At 73.2% G+C, this 18791-nt stretch carries 19 protein-coding genes; 11 read left to right on the top strand and 8 right to left on the bottom strand.

Annotation, left to right across the window (positions count from 1 at the left end; genetic code table 11):
- Window positions 1-16: 16 nt before the first annotated feature.
- From aroF to pknB, 3 genes are all read right to left on the bottom strand, one after another.
- A complete protein-coding gene (gene aroF, locus ACYVC6_RS21455; RefSeq protein WP_460716574.1) occupies window positions 17-1066 on the bottom strand; it encodes a 3-deoxy-7-phosphoheptulonate synthase in 1050 nt (349 codons plus the stop codon).
- Window positions 1067-1164: 98 nt separating this feature from the next.
- Window positions 1165-2055 (bottom strand): DMT family transporter, encoded by an 891-nt coding sequence (locus tag ACYVC6_RS21450; protein WP_460716573.1) that lies wholly within the window; start codon window positions 2053-2055, stop codon window positions 1165-1167.
- A 30-nt stretch (window positions 2056-2085) separates the two neighbouring features.
- Window positions 2086-4119 (bottom strand): Stk1 family PASTA domain-containing Ser/Thr kinase, encoded by a 2034-nt coding sequence (gene pknB, locus ACYVC6_RS21445; protein ID WP_460716572.1) that lies wholly within the window; start codon window positions 4117-4119, stop codon window positions 2086-2088.
- Window positions 4120-4262: 143 nt separating this feature from the next.
- Here pknB and ACYVC6_RS21440 point away from each other — a divergent pair, with 143 nt between their 5' ends.
- From ACYVC6_RS21440 to ACYVC6_RS21430, 3 genes are read left to right on the top strand one after another with little or no spacing between them, the layout of a single operon-like run.
- Window positions 4263-4634 (top strand): Rv2175c family DNA-binding protein, encoded by a 372-nt coding sequence (locus tag ACYVC6_RS21440; RefSeq protein ID WP_460716571.1) that lies wholly within the window; start codon window positions 4263-4265, stop codon window positions 4632-4634.
- A gap of 28 nt (window positions 4635-4662) precedes the next feature.
- The gene (locus ACYVC6_RS21435; RefSeq protein ID WP_460716569.1) at window positions 4663-5169 is read left to right on the top strand and encodes a guanyl-specific ribonuclease; all 507 of its coding nucleotides are present in this window, start codon (window positions 4663-4665) and stop codon (window positions 5167-5169) included.
- Window positions 5166-5582 (top strand): barstar family protein, encoded by a 417-nt coding sequence (locus ACYVC6_RS21430; protein ID WP_460716568.1) that lies wholly within the window; start codon window positions 5166-5168, stop codon window positions 5580-5582. The genes ACYVC6_RS21435 and ACYVC6_RS21430 overlap by 4 nt, the downstream gene beginning before the upstream one ends.
- 8 nt (window positions 5583-5590) lie before the next feature.
- Here the strand turns inward: ACYVC6_RS21430 and ACYVC6_RS21425 are convergent, their stop codons facing one another.
- Both ACYVC6_RS21425 and ACYVC6_RS21420 read right to left on the bottom strand, forming a co-directional pair.
- Complete coding sequence (locus tag ACYVC6_RS21425; RefSeq protein WP_460716567.1) at window positions 5591-5926, bottom strand: antibiotic biosynthesis monooxygenase family protein; 336 nt, start codon at window positions 5924-5926, stop codon at window positions 5591-5593.
- A 21-nt stretch (window positions 5927-5947) separates the two neighbouring features.
- Window positions 5948-7012 (bottom strand): polyprenyl synthetase family protein, encoded by a 1065-nt coding sequence (locus ACYVC6_RS21420; protein ID WP_460716566.1) that lies wholly within the window; start codon window positions 7010-7012, stop codon window positions 5948-5950.
- 86 nt (window positions 7013-7098) lie between these two features.
- Between ACYVC6_RS21420 and metF the strand changes: the two genes are divergently transcribed.
- Window positions 7099-7989, top strand: coding sequence for a methylenetetrahydrofolate reductase [NAD(P)H] (metF, locus tag ACYVC6_RS21415; RefSeq protein WP_460716565.1), 891 nt, complete (start codon window positions 7099-7101; stop codon window positions 7987-7989).
- Window positions 7990-8006: 17 nt separating this feature from the next.
- On the top strand, window positions 8007-8612 hold the full coding sequence (locus ACYVC6_RS21410) for an SIMPL domain-containing protein (RefSeq protein ID WP_460716564.1): 606 nt from the start codon (window positions 8007-8009) through the stop codon (window positions 8610-8612).
- A gap of 35 nt (window positions 8613-8647) precedes the next feature.
- Here the strand turns inward: ACYVC6_RS21410 and ACYVC6_RS21405 are convergent, their stop codons facing one another.
- The 3 genes from ACYVC6_RS21405 to ACYVC6_RS21395 are packed head-to-tail and all read right to left on the bottom strand — an operon-like array spanning window position 8648 to window position 11065.
- The gene (locus ACYVC6_RS21405; protein WP_460716563.1) at window positions 8648-9955 is read right to left on the bottom strand and encodes a phytoene desaturase family protein; all 1308 of its coding nucleotides are present in this window, start codon (window positions 9953-9955) and stop codon (window positions 8648-8650) included.
- Window positions 9952-10545: a DUF4126 domain-containing protein gene (locus ACYVC6_RS21400; protein ID WP_460716562.1), complete on the bottom strand. Its 594-nt coding sequence runs from the start codon at window positions 10543-10545 to the stop codon at window positions 9952-9954. Before ACYVC6_RS21400 ends, ACYVC6_RS21405 begins: the two co-directional genes overlap by 4 nt.
- 46 nt (window positions 10546-10591) lie before the next feature.
- Entirely contained in the window at window positions 10592-11065 is a 474-nt protein-coding gene (locus tag ACYVC6_RS21395; protein ID WP_460716561.1) for a YbaK/EbsC family protein, read from the bottom strand.
- Between the two features lie 48 nt (window positions 11066-11113).
- Between ACYVC6_RS21395 and ACYVC6_RS21390 the strand changes: the two genes are divergently transcribed.
- The 6 genes from ACYVC6_RS21390 to dinB all read left to right on the top strand — a co-directional run bounded on the left by ACYVC6_RS21390 (window position 11114) and on the right by dinB (window position 18665).
- Window positions 11114-11647: a hypothetical protein gene (locus ACYVC6_RS21390; RefSeq protein ID WP_460716560.1), complete on the top strand. Its 534-nt coding sequence runs from the start codon at window positions 11114-11116 to the stop codon at window positions 11645-11647.
- A gap of 80 nt (window positions 11648-11727) precedes the next feature.
- Window positions 11728-12183, top strand: a complete 456-nt coding sequence (locus ACYVC6_RS21385) for a DUF6504 family protein (protein ID WP_460716559.1) — start codon at window positions 11728-11730, stop codon at window positions 12181-12183.
- Between the two features lie 19 nt (window positions 12184-12202).
- Window positions 12203-12655: an SAV_6107 family HEPN domain-containing protein gene (locus tag ACYVC6_RS21380; RefSeq protein ID WP_460716558.1), complete on the top strand. Its 453-nt coding sequence runs from the start codon at window positions 12203-12205 to the stop codon at window positions 12653-12655.
- A 19-nt stretch (window positions 12656-12674) separates the two neighbouring features.
- Window positions 12675-16649: a DNA polymerase III subunit alpha gene (locus tag ACYVC6_RS21375; RefSeq protein WP_460716557.1), complete on the top strand. Its 3975-nt coding sequence runs from the start codon at window positions 12675-12677 to the stop codon at window positions 16647-16649.
- A gap of 19 nt (window positions 16650-16668) precedes the next feature.
- Window positions 16669-17418 carry a methyltransferase domain-containing protein gene (locus ACYVC6_RS21370; RefSeq protein ID WP_460716556.1) on the top strand — a complete coding sequence of 250 codons (750 nt, stop codon included), beginning with the start codon at window positions 16669-16671 and terminating at the stop codon, window positions 17416-17418.
- Window positions 17419-17474: 56 nt separating this feature from the next.
- Window positions 17475-18665: a DNA polymerase IV gene (gene dinB, locus ACYVC6_RS21365; RefSeq protein WP_460716554.1), complete on the top strand. Its 1191-nt coding sequence runs from the start codon at window positions 17475-17477 to the stop codon at window positions 18663-18665.
- Window positions 18666-18791: the final 126 nt, after the last annotated feature.

Raw genomic sequence — 18791 nt, 5'->3', positions numbered from 1 at the left:
GGTGGATGTTCGGCGGTCAGCCTATGCGGATGTGCGACGCCGCGTCCGCACGGCCCACCGCTCGGGGCAGCCGCCGCACCACCTGGGCGAGCTCGCGCAGGTCCGACCCGGCGAGCGCCTGGGGCCCGTCGCACAGAGCGGTCTCCGGCTGCGGGTGCACGTCGACGATCACCCCGTCGGCGCCGACGGCGATGGCGGCGCGGGTGAGGGGCACGACGAGGTCCTTGCGCCCGGCCGCGTGCGACGGGTCGACGATCACCGGGAGGTGGCTGGTGGACTGGACGACCGGGATCGCGGAGATGTCGAGGGTGTTGCGAGTGGCGGGCTCGAACGTGCGGATGCCGCGCTCGCACAGGACCACGTCGAGGTTGCCGCGCTGGGCGATGTATTCCGCGGCCATCAGCCACTCCTCGACGGTGGCGGTCATGCCCCGCTTGAGCAGCACCGGCTTGCCGGCCTCGCCGACCGCCTGCAGCAGCCCGAAGTTGGCCATGTTGCGGGTACCGACCTGAAGCATGTCGGCGTGCTCGGCCACGACCGGCACATCGCGGGCGTCGACTACCTCGGTCACGACCGGGAGGCCGGTCGCGGCGCGGACGTCGGCCAGGATCTCCAGCCCGGCGAGGCCCAGGCCCTGGAAGGCGTACGGCGAGGTGCGCGGCTTGAAGGCGCCGCCGCGCAGCAGGGTCGCGCCGGCGGTGCGCGCCATCACCGCGGCCTCGTAGGTCTGCTCGTGGCTCTCGACGGCGCAGGGACCCGCGATGAGCGTGAAGGTGTCCGGCCCGATCGGGACCTGGTGGGCCGGCGGGCCGACCCAGACCGTGGACCGCTCGGGATGGTGCTGGCGGCTCACCAGCTTGTAGGGGTCGGAGATCCGGTGGACGTCGGCGACGCCTGCCAGGGTGCGCAGGTTGAGGTGGTGGAACGAGTCGATGTCACCGACCAGGCCGATGATCGTGCGCACCAGCCCGCGGGAGACGAACGCCTCACCGCCGACCTCCTCGACCCTCGCGACCACCGCGGCGATCTCGTCGTCGGTGGCGCCGGGTGCCATCACCACGACCACCGCGTGAACCTAGCCCCGGGGCCGGGGTCCGCACGGTCCGGAATCCGGAGTGCGGACAGGTGTGACGCAATCGTGACGTCGGGCGGTCACCTGGCGGCTCAGACGGTGAGGTGCTGGACCTCGCCCTCGACCCGGCGCCGGGGCGCGAGCTCGACGGTCAGCATCGCGGCCAGGACCATCAGGCCTCCGAGGACCATCCGGCCCGTGAGTCCCTCGCCCCCGAGGAGGACGGCGAAGAACGCGGCGAACACCGGCTCGGTGCTCATGATGATCGCGGTGCGGGTCGGCGCGAGGTGCGCCTGCGCCCAGGTCTGGGCAAGCAGGGCGAGCGCGCCGGCCACGAGGGCCATGTAGACCACCGACAGCCAGTCCCGGCCGGTCGCGGGCAGGACCACCCCGTCGGGCGCGGTGGCCAGCAGGCAGACCGCCGCGATGACGAGCAGCTGGACCACCGACATCCCCAGCGCCTCGCTGGGCGTGGACCACGCGCCGAGGCCGACGATGTGCAGCGCGTAGATGAGGGACGCCACCAACGTGATCGCCTCGCCGTACCCGACCGAGAACCCGTCCAGGGTGAGCACACCGAGCCCGGCGGTTGCCAGGACGACCGCCGCCCAGGTGACCGACGTGACCCGGGTGCGCAGGATCAGCGCGGCGAACAGGGGTGTCGCCACGACGTACATGCCGGTGATGAAGCCGGAGACACTGGCGGCCGTGTGCGCGAGCCCGGCGGTCTGGAGGATCTGCGCGACGCCGTAGAGCAGCCCGAGGACGAGCGCGTGGCGACGTGACTCGCCGGAGAGCCGGCGCAGCGCCCCGGGCGCGACCGCGGCCATCACCACGCCCGCGATCAGGAACCGCACCGCCAGGAAGTCCAGCGTCGGCACCCGGTCGAGCAGGTCCTTGATCAGGAAGAACGTGCTGCCCCATGCCGCGGTGGTCGCCAGCAGTGCCGCGGTGGCGAGCAGGGACGTACGACGCGAGGCCACGCTGCCAGTCTCGCGGGTCGCTCTACTGAGTCAGATCAGGTAGAGCGTGACCGTGGAGCCCTTCGGGATCTCCGAGCCCGCGTCGGGGTCCATGGAGAACACGAAGCCGAGGCCCAGGTAGCCGGGCGCCTCCGTCACCACGACCTCGAACCCGAGGCCCTGGAGGGTCGCGGTGGCCGACTCCACGCCCGACGCCACCACGTTGGGCACCTCGACGAGCTCGGGACCCAGGGAGACACGGAGTGCGACGGTGTCGTTCTTGAACAGCGTCCCACCGGGCGGGTCCTGCGCGATCACGAGCCCGGACGCGACGTCGTCGTTGTATTCCGCCGTGCGCTCGACTCTGAGGCCACGCCGCTCCAGCACCCGCTGCGCCCGGTCGGCGTCCTTGCCGACCCAGTCGCCAACAGGGATCGGCCGGGGGCCTTTCGAGACGATCAGGTCGACGATCGCGCCGGGCCGCAGCGTGGTCCCGGCCTTGGGGTCGGAGTTGATGACGATGCCCGGTGGCACGGTCTCGGAGAACTCCTCGATGGTCTTGCCGTAGGCCATCTGGGTGTCGAGGATCTTGTCCTGGGCCTGGTCGACCGTGAGTCCCTTGAGCTTGGGCAGCTCGTAGGTCTCCTTGCCCAGCGACACGACGATCGCGACCTTCTCGCCGTCGAGCACCCGGTCGCCGGCGCCCGGGTCGGAGCTGATGACCCGGCCGCGCTTGACCGTCGAGGAGTAGGCCGGCTCGCTGACCACGACCTCGAGACCGGCGCTCTCCAGACGCTCGGTGGCCTCCGCCTGGGTCAGCCCGATCACCCCAGGGGTGGTCGTGTAGCGCGCGAAACCGAACCACCAGGCGCTGACGCCGATGGCGCTGGCCAGCAGCACCGCGATCACCAGCAGGACCGGGCCGCGCCGGGACCGGCGTGGGCGCTCGGGCCGGTCCCGCGGCGGGCGGGTCGTCCGGGCCGGGGGCGGCGTCGGGGCGAGCCGGACCGGTGTGTCCTCAGCTCGGGCCTCCTCCCGGTGCAGGGTCGCGGTCGGCTCGCGGCGCGGCCGGCGGAGCACCTCGGCGGTGTCGTGCGGGTCGGTCGGGACCTTGGCCAGCTCGGCGTCGGCGTAGGTGCTCGCGGGCACCCTGGGCTGCAGGTCGGCGACGAGGTCGGCGTCGTCGCTCACCCCGGCGTTGAGCGCCTGGGTGACCCGGCGGACGTGCTGGAGAAGGACGCCGGCGTCGGCCGGACGCTGCTCCCGGTCCCGAGAGGTGGCACGGGCGACCAGCGCATCGACGTACGCCGGGATGCCGGGCACGGCGGCCGAGGGGGCCGGGACGTCCTCGTGCACGTGCTTGTAGGCGACCTGGATCGGCGTCTCGCCCTGGTGTGGCTTGGACCCGGTGAGCAGCTCGTAGAGGATCACGCCGACGGCGTAGACGTCGGCCCGCGCGTCCGAGCGGCCCTCGACGACCAGCTCGGGAGCGATGTAGGAGACGGTGCCGATGAGCACGCCGGTCGCGGTGTGCTTGGTGTTGGCGCTGACCGCCTTGGCCAGCCCGAAGTCGGCGACCTTGACCCGCCCGTCGTCGGCGATCAGCACGTTCTCGGGCTTGACGTCGCGATGGACGAACCCGGCCCGGTGTGCGGCCGCGAGCGCGGAGACGACCGGCTCGAGCAGCGCCAGCGCCCGCGAGGCCGACATCGGCGCCTCCTTGCCGATGGTGTCCCGCAGTGTGTGGCCGGGGACCATCTCCATGGCGAGGAAGACGGTGCCGTCGTCGTTGCCCTGGTCGTAGACCGCCACGACGTTGGGGTGGGAGAGCCGGGCCGCGCTGCGCGCCTCGCTCACGAACCGGCCGGCGAACTCGTCGTCGTCGCCCAGACCGGGGTGCATGACCTTGACCGCGACGGTGCGGTCGAGCCGCAGGTCCATGGCCTCGTAGACGGTGGCCATGCCGCCGCGGGCGATCCGGCCGCTGATCCGGTAGCGGCCGTCCAGGAGCCGGCCGACCATGGGGTCGCTGAGGCCCGCGGGCTCGCCGCGTGGGGGGTCCGGGGCGTCACGCCGGTCGGACACGTCGACCTCCTGCGTCCGGACGGGGAAGGTCTCCGGACTGCCCCATCGTACGGATCCGGCGGGTCACGCCCGTTTCGACGCTCCGTGGCGCGGCGTGGCTCCCCCGGGCAGCGGCACGGGCCCTGGGGTGCGACGATTCCCCCATGACAGACCTTCCGCTGGCTGAGCACGACCTGGGCGCCCTGGTCGAGGAGTGGCTGGACTGGTCGGAGGCCGGACGCCTGCTCGGGGTCACCGAGGCCAAGGTGCGCACCATGATCCGCGACCACCAGCTGGCCGCCGCGGTGCCGCGCCCGGGCACCGGGCCGCAGGTGCCGGCGGGGTTCATCCAGGACGGGCTGCCCGTCAAGGGACTACCGGGCCTGCTCACGGTGCTGCACGACGGTGGCTACGACGACCGCGAGATCATCGCCTGGCTGCACCTCGACCTGGACCTGCCGGGCCGCCCGATCGACGCGCTGCGGGAGAACCGCGGCGCGGAGGTCAAGCGCCGGGCCCAGGCGATGGCCCTCTAGAGCGGGTAGGACGGGCAGGGCGGGCGCCGTGAAGTGGGACAGGCAGACGGTCAAGATGGTCGTGATCGTCTTCGTGACGGTCGCGTTCACCTCCTGGGTCATCAAGTTCGCCGTCGACCACGACGGCGAGACGATCACGATCGGTGGCCCGGACCCGTCGTCGCAGGTCGCCGCAGACCCCGGGTCGGGGCCCGACCCCGCCTCGGCCGACGTCGAGACCGGGGACACCGACCCCGAGAGCGGCCTGCCCTGGGTGATCGAGGACGACCTCCCCGTGTTCGCGCAAGGCACCTTGGCGCTCATCGACCAGGGTGGCCCGTTCCCGTGCGGCAAGGACGGGGCGACCTTCCACAACCGGGAGGGGATCCTCCCCGACCACGACGTCGGCTACTACGCGGAGTACACCGTGCTCAGCGCCACCTCCTGCGAGGGCCCGCGCGGCGAGCTGAGGATCGTGACCGGCGAGGGTGGCGAGTTCTACTGGACCGAGGACCACTACGAGTCGTTCCAGCGCATCGCGCGGAGGGCGGGATGAGCGGCCTCGCGGCTGTCCTGGCCGGGCGCCGCACCTCCGGCGTCTACCTGTGGCACGCGGCGTTCGAGGTGGCCGAGGTGCGGCACGCCGTCGAGCACGTCGGCTGGCAGTTCGGCCACGTCGACGGCTGGCGGCGGTCCGACAAGGTCGGTGTCCTGACCGCCGTCGGCGAGGCGCTCGGCTTTCCCGACTACTACCGCGGGCGCAGCCTCGACGCGCTGTGGGACTGCCTGACCGACGTCGCGGAGCCCACGGTGCTGTTGTGGGACGGCTGGGGGACGCTCGCCCGGGAGGACGAGGTGACCTTCGCCAAGGTGCGCGGGATCCTCGAGGAACGCGCGGCCCTCGCGCCGCCGTTCACGACGCTGCTTCGCGGTGAGGGCCCGGAGATCGACGTCCCGTCCCTCGACTGAGACTCCGGTCAGTCGGCGGTGGGCGTCGAGCCGCCGGCCACCTCGTAGCTCCACACCTCGCTGTGCGTCGAGACCGGCTTGGGCGCCTCGCCGCCGGCACGCTCGACTGCGGACCGGTGCCCCTCGGCGAAGCCGGGCGAGCTCACCCACGCCTGGAACGCCTCCTCGTCGCGCCAGCGCGTGACGACGAGCCACTGCTCGCGGTCGTCGGTCGGGCGGAGCAGCTCGAAGCCCTCGAAGCCGTCGGCGCCGTCCACGGCACCCGCCCGCGCGGCGAACCGGTGCGCCAGCTCGTCGCCCGACCCGGCGGGCACGGTGATGGCGTTGATCTTGATGGTGGTCACTCGCTCAGCCTGCCAGGGCGGTCAGACGACGCGTTGGGTCACGGCGGTCGCCAGCCCGCGTAGCACCTCGCGCGCGCTGTCGTCGATGTCGGCGCGGTCGAGCGCCGACAGGGCGTGCTGACCGAGCTGCTCGATGACGCCCTCGACCTGAGCGTGGGCGCCGGCGTCGTCGATGATCGTGCGCAGCCGCTCGACGTCCTCCACCGACAGCGGGGTGCCGAGCGCCGCGTCCAGCTCCGCCGCGGCGGCCGGGGGAGCGGCGTCCAGCGCGAGCGCGATCAGGACCGTGCGCTTGCCCTCCACCAGGTCGTCGCCGGCCGGCTTCCCGGTGACCTGGGGGTCGCCGAAGACGCCCAGCAGGTCGTCGCGGAGCTGGAATGCCTCGCCCAGCGGCAGTCCGAAGGCGCTGAGGTCCGCCAGCGTGGCCGTCGAGCCGCCGGCCAATGCCGCGCCGATCTGGAGAGGCCGCTCGATGCTGTACTTCGCGGACTTGTAGCGCAGCACCGTCATGGCGGTGTCGACGTCCGCGGTGCCGCGGGCCTGCGCCGAGACGTCGAGGAACTGGCCGGCGATGACCTCGGACCGGCACAGGTCGAAGACCTCGAGCGCCGGCGCAACCGCGCTGAAGGGCAGGCCGCAGCGGCGCAGCAGCTCCTCGGACCACGACAGGAGCAGGTCGCCGAGCAGGATCGCCCCGGCGGCGCCGTACTGACCCGGATCGCCGCGCCAGCCTGTCGAGCGGTGCTCGGCCTCGAAGGCGCGGTGGGTGGCGGGGTTGCCGCGGCGGGTGTCGGAGGCATCCATCAGGTCGTCGTGCACGAGGGCGCTGGCGTGCAGCAGCTCGAGGGCGGCGCAGGCTCTCGTCACCGCGCGCTCGTCTGCGGGGGCCGCCACAGCGTGGTGCCCCCACCAGCAGAACGACGCGCGGAACATCTTGCCGCCGGCGACCGACGTACGGGCGGCCGCGACCAGCCGCTGCGCATCCCCACCGAGCGGGGCGAGCCGCTCGGCCTGGGCGTCCAACGCCTCCGTCAGCGCGTCCTGGACCCGGGCCCGGAAGCCTTCGACGTCCCAGGTCGCGCTCACGTCCTCGACCCTAGGGGTCGGTCGCCCGGCGATCGCACAGTGGTCAGGATTGGGTGGCGCACTCGCCGTCGCGGAGAATCGGGCCCATGATCACGGGACGCGGGCGCAGCATCAAGGAGCTGCTCGAGCAGGGAGAGCACTCCTACTCCTTCGAGTTCTTCCCGCCCAAGGACGAGGCCGGCGAGGCCCAGCTCTGGGACGCGATCAGCGCGCTCGAGCCCTACCGCCCGACGTTCGTCTCCGTGACCTACGGCGCCGGCGGCACGACCCGGGACACCACCGTGCGGGTGACGGGCCGGATCGCCCAGGAGACGTCGCTCACCCCGGTCGCCCACCTCACCTGCGTCGGGCACACGCGGGCGGAGCTGGAGCACATCCTCGACTCCTACGAGGAGGTCGGGGTCCAGCACCTGATGGCCCTGCGGGGCGACCCGAGCGAGGGGCCGCGAGCGGAGTGGCAGCCGACCCCCGGCGGCTTCAACTACGCCACCGAGCTGGTCGAGCTGGCCCACGCCCACGGAGGCTTCCGGATCGGTGTCGCGGCGTTCCCGGAGCTGCACCCGTCGTCCCCGTCGCTGGACCACGACGCCGACGTGCTGGTCGCCAAGGCTCGCGCGGGAGCCGAGTTCGCGGTCACCCAGATGTTCTTCCGCGCCGAGGACTACTTCGCGCTGGTCGACCGGGTGCGCGCCCGCGGGGTGGACATCCCGATCCTGCCGGGCATCATGCCGATCCTGAACCTGGCCAACATCCGCCGGCAGGGGGAGCTGATCGGCACCGCCGTTCCCGACAGCGTGGTCCAACGGATCACCGCCCACGAGGGCGACCCCGTAGCCATGCGGTCGGCGGGGATCGCCCTGGCCGCGGAGCTGTGCGAGGAGCTGCTCGCAGGCGGGGCTCCCGGCCTGCACTTCTTCACGCTCAACCGGTCGAAGGCGACCCTGGAGATCTTCTCGGCGCTGAACGTCCGGGTCTGAGCGCTACTGTCGCGGCCATGTCGCGCACCGTCACCGTGACCGGCCACGGGTCGGCCACGGCCGTCCCCGACACCGCCGTCGTCAGGGTCGCCGCCCTCCACCGGGCGGCCGGGATGGCCGAGGCGCTGTCCGGGGCCGAGTCGGCGCGGTCGGCCGTCGTCGCGGCCGCCGGTGAGGCTGCCGGCGACCTGGTCGTCTCGTCGACGGACCTCAGCGTCTGGCCGGCCCACGACAACGAGGGACGCCGCGCCGGGTTCGAGGCGCGGCACGCCCTGACCATCACCGGAGGCGACCTGGACACGGCCGGGGCCCTCGTCGGGCGGCTGGCCGAGGAGGTCGGCGACCGGCTCCAGGTCGAGAGCGTGTCACTGTCGGTCGGGGACCCGTCGGCCGCCGTCGGTGAAGCGCGCGAGGCGGCGTTCGCCGATGCCCGCGCCCGGGCGGAGCACCTGGCGGGGCTCGCGGGCGCCTCCCTCGGCGAGGTGCAGGAGATCGCCGAGGGTGCCGGCGCCCCGGTGCCGCGCGGTGGCGTCGAGGCGTTCGCGGTCAAGGCCGATGTGGGATTCGCCCCGGGTCAGACGGTGCTCACCTCGACCGTGACGGTGACCTGGGCGCTGGTCTGACGGGCGGCGAGTTGCACCGGACTAGCCGGTGAAACTCACGCCGGGCCGACGGCCTGCGCCACAAGCGCGGCGGAAAGGCCGACGAACGGCAGGCCACCCCCGGGGGTGGCGTGCGCACCGGCGGCGTAGACCCCGGCGACCGGTGTGGACGGACCGAGGCGGCGGCGGATCGTGGCGCGGCCCTGCCAGAGCACGCCGAGCGGTGAGCTGCCCCAGTGCTCGACCATCTCGCGCGGCGAGCGGTCGACCCGCTCGACGACGTGCTCGCGCAGGTCGATCCCGTGCCGGGCGAGCGCGTGCAGGATGTCCTCGGCGAGCCGGCCGCGCCCGAGCACCGTCCAGGCCGCCCCCCCGGACCGGGCCCGGCCACCGGTGCGCACGACAAGCATCGGGTCGCCGTGCAGCACGGTCTCGTGCGGCATCGACGCGAGGTGGTCGGCCAGCTCGCCCTCCAGGCCCACGTGGCAGACGACCGGAGGCATCGCGGGCATCGTGCGCTCGACGTACGCCGCGAGGCTGGGCAGCGTGCGCGGGTCGACGGCTACGACGACCACGTCCGCGTCCACGTCGCCGCCCGAGGTGCGCAGGCCGACCGCCCGGCCGTCGCGGACCACGACGTCCTGGACGGCCACCCCCGTCTCGACGGCCACCCGGCGGGTGGCCAGTCGCGCCGTCAGTGCGGTCGCGAGCACGCCCATGCCGCCCTCGACGGTCCACGCGCCGAAGCGTTGCTCCAGGTAGGCCACCAGCCCGGCCCAGGCTGGCACGTTGCGCGGGTCGTGTCCGTCGACGACGAAGGGGTGGGCCGCGACCTGGCGCAGCCGCTCGTCTCGGAACCGCTTCTTGAGCCGGCGGTGCAGGACCTCGCGCGAGTCCAGCCGGGCCGAGACCTCCTTGGGCAGCGCCTCGGGGGTCCAGGGCACCTCCAGGTAGGCGCGCCGGAGGACCTCCCAGTCGTCGGCGTACGACGCCACGTGGTCCACCCACTGCTGCCCCAGGCCGTGGCCGAGCCCGTCGAACGCGGCGATCTGCGCCGCCCGGGAGCCCCCGGGCAGCCGGACGACCGAGGCGTCCTCGAAGACGTGCTCGCGGACGATCTCCAAGGGCACCAGGTCGAGCTCGCGCTCCGCCGGGCGCCCCGACTTGCGGAACAGGTCGCGGATCACGGCGGGCAGCAGGGTCGAGGCCGTGGTGTCCCAGGACCAGTCGCCGGCCGTCACCGGCACCAGGGCGCCGCCGAGGTCGGGGAGGCGCTCGATCAGGGTCACGTCGTGCCCGAGCTTGGCGAGCCGGGCCGCGGAGGCCAGACCGCCGAACCCGCCTCCGACGACGGCGACCCTCACGGGGCGGCCGGCTGCGGGTCGCCGCGGCCCTTCCACCGTCGCCAGCCGCGCCTGACCAGCTTGGCGACGAAGTAGAGGACCACCAGGCCCGTCGCCAGCAGCACGCCCGCGATCGCCGCGGCCGCGCGCGGGTGCTCGATCGCGAACCACACCACGGCCAGGACGGCGAAGTCCTCGCCGAGACTGGCGAGGACGTTGGTCACCGGCTCGGGGGAGGCGTTGATGGCGAGCCGGCTGCCGGCCTTGACCAGGTGCGAGGCCAGCGCCGTGCCGCCGCCGACGGTGCCACTGACCGCCTGGTCGAGGGTGTCCGCCTCGCCGGCGAGCAGCACTCCGATGACCGCGCCGACCGTGGGCCGGATGGCGGTGGAGATCACGTCCCAGGTGGAGTCGACGTAGGGGATCTTGTCTGCGACGAACTCCATCGCGTACATGAACGCCGCCGCCCCCAGGACCTCCCACCGGCCGAGCGCGTCGGGGACCTGCTCGAGGTCGCCGACCCGGTCGGCGATCCCCAGGACCAGGACGACGAGGTAGGCGTTGATGCCGCTCGCCCACCCGCTCGAGAACGCCAGGGACAGGGAATCCACGTCGTGATCCTAGGGAGACGGCGCTGCTCGACAGCGCTCGACGGGGCTACTCGACCTCGATCGTGGGCGCGCCGGTCATCGCGGCGAGCTCGGCGTACGTCGTGCTGAAGACGGCGGCCGGGTGGCCGGCGGCGGCCCACACGACGTCGTAGCGCTCCAACCACGAGTCCAGCCAGGTCGGGACCGGCCGGTGGTGGCCGATGGGGGAGACGCCGCCGATGACCTGGCCGGTGTGCTCGCGGACGAACTCGGGCTTGGCCCGGCGGAGTGCACCGACCCCGATGGTCGCCGCGGCCTTGTCGGTGTCGACCCGATGGGCGCCGGAGGTGAGGATCAGTACGGGCGCGCCGTCGGCGTCGAAGAGCAGGCTGTTGGCGATCGCGCCGACCTCGCAGCCCAGCGCTTCGGCGGCCAGCGCTGCGGTGTGGACCGAGTCGGGCAGAATGACGACCTCACCGGTGCCGCCGAGGCGTGCGTGCTCGTCGCGGAACCTGGTGATCGAGGGGTGCTCGGCCGTCATGGGGCGAGCCTAGGAGCATGGCCCGAGACGTCGAGGAGGGGGCAGCGAGTGGCGGAGGACGTTGCCGATGACAGGGCCGATGACAGGGCCGATGACAGGGCCGATGTTCCGGGTCGGCCGAGCTCGGTCACCCGGGCGATCCGGATGCACTGGCTGCTCGTGCTGCTGGGGCTGGTCGTCGTGGTGCTCACCGTCGTCCTCAACGACGAGCTGATCCGGACCTGGGCCGAGGGGCGCCCCGACCTGCGCCGGGTGCTGGAGACCCAGGGCCTGCAGGCGATCAAGGACGGCGAGGTGCGTCCGCCGGCCTTCGTCGCGCCGGCGATCACGCTGTTCGTGGTCGTGGGTCTGCTGATGTGGATGCTGCTTGTCTTCTTCGCCAACGGGAACAACTGGGCGCGTCTGTGCCTGACCGCGTTGCTCTTCTTCGCCGCGGTCACCACGGTCGCCGGGATCCGCACCCACCCGCCCGGGGTGTTCGTGGTGCTGTCGGTGGCCTCGATGGTGCTGGAGGTGGTCGCGGTGGCCTATCTCTGGCACCCCGACACCAACAGGTTCCTGCGGAGCACGCCCGACCCCTGAGGTCTTGTCTGGCTCTTGACGCGCTGTCCTCGCCCGGAGGTATGATTCGAACAGATGTTCGAACAACCTGAGGGGGAGCGATGCGGCGTTACGACGACCCGGTCGAGGTGCGGCGGGGCCCGGTCGGCGGTGTGCTCGCGACGCTAGCCCCTGGCGCCGACACCACCGATGGCTCCACCGAGGGCTACCTCGACGACAGGGCGCCTGCGCAGTTCCTCTGGCGCGGGCGGCTCTGGAAGGTTCGGGCGGTGCTCGCCCACTGGGTCGAGACCGGTCCCTGGTGGAGCTCCCCGGGGGTGCGGGCGGTGATCGGCTCGCACGACGAGCAGCATGACGAGCAGCACGACGAGCAGCACGACGAGCAGGGGGAGCACGAGCCGGCGTTGCCGCGGCCGCTGGGTGACCTGATCACCGAGCGGGAGCTGTGGCGGGTCGAGGCTGCCCGCGGCCGGGACATCGAGGACACCGGTGGGGTCTTCGACCTCGCCTTCGACTGGGCAGACGGCCGCTGGCAGCTCGTCGGCTGCGTGGACTGAGAGGACTGAAGAGAGAGCCATGACCGCCACCACCACGACCGTGACCACCAACCCGTTCGGCCTGCCGGCCACCACCCACTCCTACCTCGCCCGGGCCGCGGAGTCGCTCAGCGAGGCGATGGCCGACACCGAGGTCTCGGCCCGCTACGCGCACGCCCACGTAGCGGCACTGCGGGCCGCGGCCGCGCTGCTCGCCGCCCGGGCCAGGCCCGCCTCCGGGCGCCGGCGTCCGCAGAAGAACGCCTGGGTGCTGCTGGCCGAGGTGGCCCCCGAGCTGGCGGAGTGGGCGAGCTTCTTCGCCGCTGGTGCGCCCAAGCGCGCTGCCGCTGAGGCCGGCTCCACCCGGGCGGTCACCGAGCGCGAGGCCGACGACCTGGTCCGCGACGCCGACCGGTTCCTCGCGGTCGTGGAGCAGTCGCTCGGGCTGGCGCCGCACGTCCCGCAGCTCCCGCTCGCCCGCCGGGTGGGATAGACCGAGCAGTGGGGCACTGATGCCCGACCCCTTCGTCCACCTCCACGTCGCCTCCGGCTACTCCCTGCGCTACGGCGCCTCGCACCCGCAAGCCCTGGTCGCCCGAGCCGCCGAGCAGGAGATGGACACCCTGGCGCTCACCGACCGGGACGGCGCCTACGGGGCGGTGAAGTTCGCCCGCGCCTGCTACGCCGCGGGGGTTCGCCCGGTGCTCGGGGTCGAGCTCGCCCACCGGCCGGCGCTGGCACCGGCGGTTCCGGACGACGGCCCACGGCGACGTACGCCGGTGCGCGGCGGCGCCTTCCGCGAGCCGGTCGGCGGTGGTCTCCCGCGGGTCACGTTCCTGGCCACGGCCGACAGCGCTGGGGGAGGCCGGTCCGGCTGGGCGGCGCTGTGCCGGCTGGTCTCGGCGACCCACCTGTCCGGCGAGCGGGGCGTCCCGGTCCTCGACCTCGAGACGCTGCCCGACGACGTACGCACGGGTCTGGCGGCCGGCCACCTGATGGTGCTGCTCGGCCCGGCCTCCGAGCTGGCCCGGGCCGCGCTCTGTCCGTCCGAGGGCCGCCGCGACGCCCTCGGCCTGGCCGCGCTCGCGCCCTGGCGAGACCTGGTGCCGCGCACCCACCTGCAGGTCGAGCTCGTCTCCCACCGGCTCCCCGGCGGCGGAGCGGACCGCGGCGCCTGGGGGCCGGGCACCTCCGCGCACGCCGCCCGGATGGCCGGCCTGGCCCGGCGGGCCGGGCTCGGCGCGGTGCTGACCAACGCGGTGCGCTACGCCGACCGCGGCGACGCCACCACCGTCGACGTCCTCGACGCGGCCCGCCGGCTGGTGGCGCTCGACCGGCGGCACGTCGACCGGGGCAACGCCGAGGGCTACCTCAAGTCCGGCAAGGAGATGGCCGAGATCGCCGAGGAGGTCGTCCGGCTCTATGCGGGATCCGGGGGAGGGCTGGGCGAGACGATGCGAGAGGCCCAGCAGCTGCTCGCCCACACCCGCGCGGTCGCCGACCGGTGCGCCCTCGACCCGCGCCGCGACCTGGGCCTGGGGGAGGTGCACTTCCCGGAGTTCGAGCTGTCCACCGACCACACCGATGCCGACGTCGCGCTGCGCGCTCGGTGCGAGGGTGCGATCGGTGACCGCTACGGCTCGGGGCCCAAGGCGGTCGTCTGGAAGCGCCTCGACGACGAGCTCGAGCTGATCCGCGGCCTGGGCTACGCCTCCTACTTCCTCACCGTCGGCGACGTCACCGACCTGATCCGCGAGATGGGGGTGCGCTGTGCGGCGCGCGGGTCGGGCGCGGGCAGCATCGTCAACTACCTGCTCGGTGTCTCCGGGGTCGACCCGGTGCGCCACCGGCTGCTCATGGAGCGGTTCCTCTCGCCGCTGCGCGAGGCGCTGCCCGACATCGACGTCGATGTCGAGTCCGCGCGCCGGCTCGAGGTCTACGAGCGGATCCTCGACAGATACGGCGGCGAGCGCTGCGTGACCGTCTCGATGATGGACACCTACCGGGTCCGGCACGCCGTCCGTGACGTCGGCGCCGCGCTCGGCATGCCGCCCAGCGAGACCGACGCGATCGCCAAGGCGTTCCCGCACATCCGGGCCCGGGACGCCCGGGCCGCGCTCCGCGAGCTGCCCGAGCTGCGGGCCAGCGGGCTCACCGACACCCGGCTCGACGTCATGTTCCAGCTGGTCGAGCGGCTCGACGGGCTGCCCCGGCACGTCGCCATGCACCCGTGCGGGGTGCTGCTCTCCGATGCCACCCTGCTCGACCGGACCCCGGTCGAGGCGAGCTTCGCCGGCTTCCCGATGAGCCAGTTCGACAAGGACGACGTCGAGGACCTCGGCCTGCTCAAGCTCGACGTCCTGGGCATCCGGATGCAGTCCTCGATGGCGCACGCGGTCGCCGAGATCAAGCGAACCGACGGGATCGAGATCGACCTCGACGACGAGACCCAGGTGCCGCTGGACGACCCGGAGACCTACGCCGTCATCTCCTCGGCCAAGACCCTCGGCATGTTCCAGATCGAGTCGCCGGGCCAGCGCGAGCTGGTCGGCAAGTCCGGCATCGGCTCCTTCGAGGACATCATCACCGACATCTCGCTGTTCCGGCCCGGCCCGGTCAAGAGCGACATGATCACGCCCTACTTGGAGGGCAAGCAGGGCTGGAAGACGCCGACCTACCTCCACGACGACCTGCGGCCGATCCTCGGCGACACCCAGGGCGTGGTGGTCTTCCACGAGCAGGTCATCGAGATCATCGCCCAGTTCGCCGGCATCTCCTTCGCGGAGGCCGATGAGAAGCGCCGCGCCCTCGGCGACGTCGAGGGGATGGCCGAGACCAAGCTCTGGTTCTTCCCGCGCGCCCTCGGCCGGGGCTACCCGCTGCCGGTGGTCGAGAGGATCTGGGAGGTGCTCAAGGCGTTCGCGTCGTTCGGGTTCTGCAAGGCCCATGCCGCGGCGTTCGCACTGCCGACGTTCCAGTCGGCCTGGCTCAAGACGCACTGGCCGGCGCACTTCCTGGCCGGCGTGCTCACCCACGACCCGGGGATGTACCCCAAGCGACTGATCCTCGACGACGCCCGCCAGCTCGGCCTGGCGGTGCTCGGGCTCGACGTCAACGCCAGCGAGAAGGCCTACGTCGTGGAGCGGATCGAGGGCCCCGACGGGCGACCGCGCGATGGCATCCGGCTGGCGTTGGCCGAGGTCAAGGGCATCAACGAGGCCGAGGTGGAGCGCATCGTCGCGGGCCGGCCGTTCCACTCGCTCACCGACTTCTGGCACCGCGCCCGGGTGTCCCGGCCGATCGTCGAGCGGCTGGTGCTGGCCGGTGGGTTCGACGGGGTCTATGCCATCGCCGGGGCCATCGGCGCGGAGACGGGGCGGCGTGGCCGGGTCACCCGTCGCGACCTGCTGCTCCAGGTGGCCGAGCTCGACCGGCACGCCCGCGCGGTCGACAAGGGGAGCCGGGGCCGCGGGGGCCGGGCGCTCCGGTCCGGCAGCCGGGCCGGCTCGGTCGCCCGGGCCAAGGCCGACGACGCGGCCGCCCGCAACAGCTCCGACCCCCGGGTCCGCGACACGGTCGCAGACCTCGAGCGCCACCCCCTCGGGAACGCCGGGGTCTGGGCCAAGGCGGCCGCCCAGTCCAAGGCCACCCCGGCTCCGCCTCCCGTCGACTCGGTGCAGCTGACCCTCGCCCTCGGCGACGAGCCCGCCGAGGGCGAGGTGTCCGGGCTGCCGGAGATGACCGCCGAGGAGCGGATGCGCGCCGAGCTGGAGATCCTCGGCCTCGACGTCAGTCGGCACGTCGTCGACTCCTACGCGCCGTTCCTCGACGCGCTCGGCGTGGTCCGCAGCCGCGACCTGCTCACCCGTCGGAGCAGGTCCGAGCTGCTGGTGGCCGGGGTCAAGGTCGCCACCCAGACCCCGCCGGTCCGCTCCGGGCGCCGGGTCATCTTCCTGACCCTCGATGACGCGACCGGCCCGGTCGATGCGACATTCTTCGAGGACGCCCAGGGTCCCTACGCCGCCACGCTGTTCCACTCCTGGCTGCTGGTCGTGCGCGGTGAGCTGCGCAAGACCGGCTACCGCGGGGTCTCCCTGCGGGCCACCGGCTGTTGGGAGCTGCCGGTGCTGGCTTCGCTGTGGCAGCGCGAGGGGCTCGAGGCGGTGCGCGAGCAGATGGCGGTGGTCCCGGAGGGCTTCGCCGGCGTCGGGACCATCGAGGCGGTCACGGGTGCCGCGGAGAGTCGGTCCAGCCGTCCGGTGATGGCGTCTCCCCAGGCCTTCGGGCAGGAGACCGAGGCCGAGACGGGCCACGCTCCCTTGGATGCGCCGCTTCGCGGCGTAGCCGGCGGCATGGGGCGGCGCCGGGTGCTGGTGCACTCCAGCGGCTTCCAGGTCTCGCCCTACGCCGACATCAAGCCGGCCGGTGAGGACACCAAAGAGGTGGCCCGCAAGCTGTGGCACCGCAGCCCGGGGAGCCCGGGATGAGACCCCTAGGGTGGTGCCCATGTCGAGCGAGCGTCCCAGCGAGCGACGGGCGAGCGCCCGCACCGCGGTGGTGTGGGAGGCACTGGAGAGCGCGCTCGACCAGCCCGGCGCCTCCTACGAGCAGGGGGCCCGCATCGTCGACGTCGGCGGCGGCACCGGCGGGTTCGCCGTCCGGCTCGCCGAGCTCGGCCACCAGGTCACCGTGGTCGACCCCAGCCCCGACGCCCTGGCTGCCCTCGGCCGCCGGGCCCGTGAGGTGGGCGTGGAGGTCACCGGACTCCAGGGCGACCTGTCCGACCTGGCTTCGCTTGTCGACGGCCAGGTCGACGGGGTTGTCGACGTGGTGCTCTGCCACGGAGTGCTCGAGGTGGTCCACGACCCCGCCGCCGCGCTGGCCACGATCCGCGAAGTGCTGCGTCCCGGCGGCACCCTCTCGCTCCTGGTCGCCCAGCGGCACGCTGCCGTCATCGCCCGCGCGATGGCCGGCCACTTCCCGCAGGCGCTCGCGATCCTGGCCGACGCACCCGACACATCCACCAGCAAGACGGGACACCGGTTCACCGCGGACGAGGCCACCGCGCTCCTCGAGCAGGCCGGCTTCGAGGTCGTCTCGACCCACGGCGTCCGGGTCTTCGCCGATCTGGTCCCCGGCTCGCTGCTCGACCTCGAGCCCGGAGCGACGGCTTCGCTGGTCGAGCTGGAGAGGGCCGTCTCGGAGCGTCCCGAGTACCTCCCGCTGGCTACCCAGCTGCACCTGTTGGCTCGCTGACCGCCGCCGCAGGTCCCTTGATGAACCGACCACCGTGGCTTCCGAGCGGCGGTGACATGACGACCACCCCGATCCTCCACGTCGACATGGACGCTTTTTACGCCTCGGTGGCCACGAGGGACCGCCCCGACCTCCACGACGTGCCGGTCATCGTCGGCGGTGGCTACCGCGGGGTGATCCTCGCTGCCAACTACCACGCCCGCGCCTACGGGGTCCGCTCCGGCATGCCCTCCACCCGGGCCCGGCGGCTGTGCCCGCACGCGGTGTCGGTGTCGGCCGACCATGACACGTTCTCGACGGTGTCCGCGGCGGTGGTGGAGACCTTCCGCCGGGTCACCCCGCAGGTCGAGGTGGTCTCCCTGGACGAGGCTTTCCTCGACGTCCGCGGGTCGACCCGGCGCCTGGGTGACCCGCCCGGGATCGCCGAGTGGCTGCGCGCGACCATCCACGACGAGCAGGGCATCACCTGCTCGGTCGGGGTGGCGGCCTCGGTCTCGGTGGCCAAGCTGGCGAGCCGCCGGGCCAAGCCCGACGGTGTGGTCGTCGTACCCCCCGAGGCGATCACCTCGTTCCTGCATCCCCTCGACGTCGGCGAGCTCTACGGGGTGGGGGAGAAGACCCAGGCGATGCTGCACCGGCTCGGCCTGGTCACCGTCGGCGACGTCGCGCACACGCCGCTGCGCACCCTGCAACGCGCGGTTGGGGAGGGGCTGGGCGGCCAGCTCCATGACCTGGCCTGGGGCACCGACCGGCGCGAGATCACCCCGGGCCGGGTGTCAGTGTTCGGCATGGGCGGCGACCCGGACAAGTCGATGGGCGCGCAGGAGACCTTCGGTCGCGACATCGACGACCGTGACGTGGTGCTGCGCGAGGTGCTCAAGCTGACCGCCAAGGTCGCCTCCCGGATGCGCGTCGCCGGGGTGGCCGGCCGCACCGTCTCGCTGACAGTCCGGTTCGCCGACTTCACCACCATCACCCGGGCCCGGACGATGCGCGAGTCCACCGACGTGACCCAGGAGATCTACCGCACGGCGGTCGCGCTCTACGACGGGCTGGGCCTGCAGCGGGCCCGGCTGCGGCTGGTCGGAGTCCGGGTCGAGGGCCTGGTGCCGCGCACCTCGGTCCACCGTCAGCTCGTCCTCGGCGAACGCGAGCACGGCTGGTCCGACGCGGACCGGGCCGTGGACCGAGCGACCCGGCGTTTCGGGGGCGCTGCGGTGCAGCCGGCGAGCCTGCTCGCGCGCTGACCAGGGATCCACCCGACGCGCGGCTCAGGCCTTTGGTCACAATTCTGCCGAGACGCCTAGTCTCGCCACCGGCGCCTGCCTACACTTGGCGTGTCGACGGTCGCTCAGACCCGCCGCGTGGGGACC

The organism is Nocardioides dilutus (genome assembly GCF_054779555.1).
The sequence above is the reverse complement of the archived record's forward strand: the minus strand, read 5'-3'. Positions and strand labels throughout refer to the sequence as shown.

Coding starts and splice junctions, on each gene's coding strand:
- ACYVC6_RS21440 (WP_460716571.1), top strand. CDS start 4,263: ATGACAGACCTTCCGCTGGCTGAGCACGACCTGGGCGCCCTGGTCGAG.
- ACYVC6_RS21430 (WP_460716568.1), top strand. CDS start 5,166: ATGAGCGGCCTCGCGGCTGTCCTGGCCGGGCGCCGCACCTCCGGCGTC.
- metF (WP_460716565.1), top strand. CDS start 7,099: ATGATCACGGGACGCGGGCGCAGCATCAAGGAGCTGCTCGAGCAGGGA.
- ACYVC6_RS21410 (WP_460716564.1), top strand. CDS start 8,007: ATGTCGCGCACCGTCACCGTGACCGGCCACGGGTCGGCCACGGCCGTC.
- ACYVC6_RS21395 (WP_460716561.1), bottom strand. CDS start 11,065: ATGACGGCCGAGCACCCCTCGATCACCAGGTTCCGCGACGAGCACGCA.
- ACYVC6_RS21385 (WP_460716559.1), top strand. CDS start 11,728: ATGCGGCGTTACGACGACCCGGTCGAGGTGCGGCGGGGCCCGGTCGGC.
- ACYVC6_RS21380 (WP_460716558.1), top strand. CDS start 12,203: ATGACCGCCACCACCACGACCGTGACCACCAACCCGTTCGGCCTGCCG.
- ACYVC6_RS21375 (WP_460716557.1), top strand. CDS start 12,675: ATGCCCGACCCCTTCGTCCACCTCCACGTCGCCTCCGGCTACTCCCTG.
- ACYVC6_RS21370 (WP_460716556.1), top strand. CDS start 16,669: ATGTCGAGCGAGCGTCCCAGCGAGCGACGGGCGAGCGCCCGCACCGCG.
- dinB (WP_460716554.1), top strand. CDS start 17,475: ATGACGACCACCCCGATCCTCCACGTCGACATGGACGCTTTTTACGCC.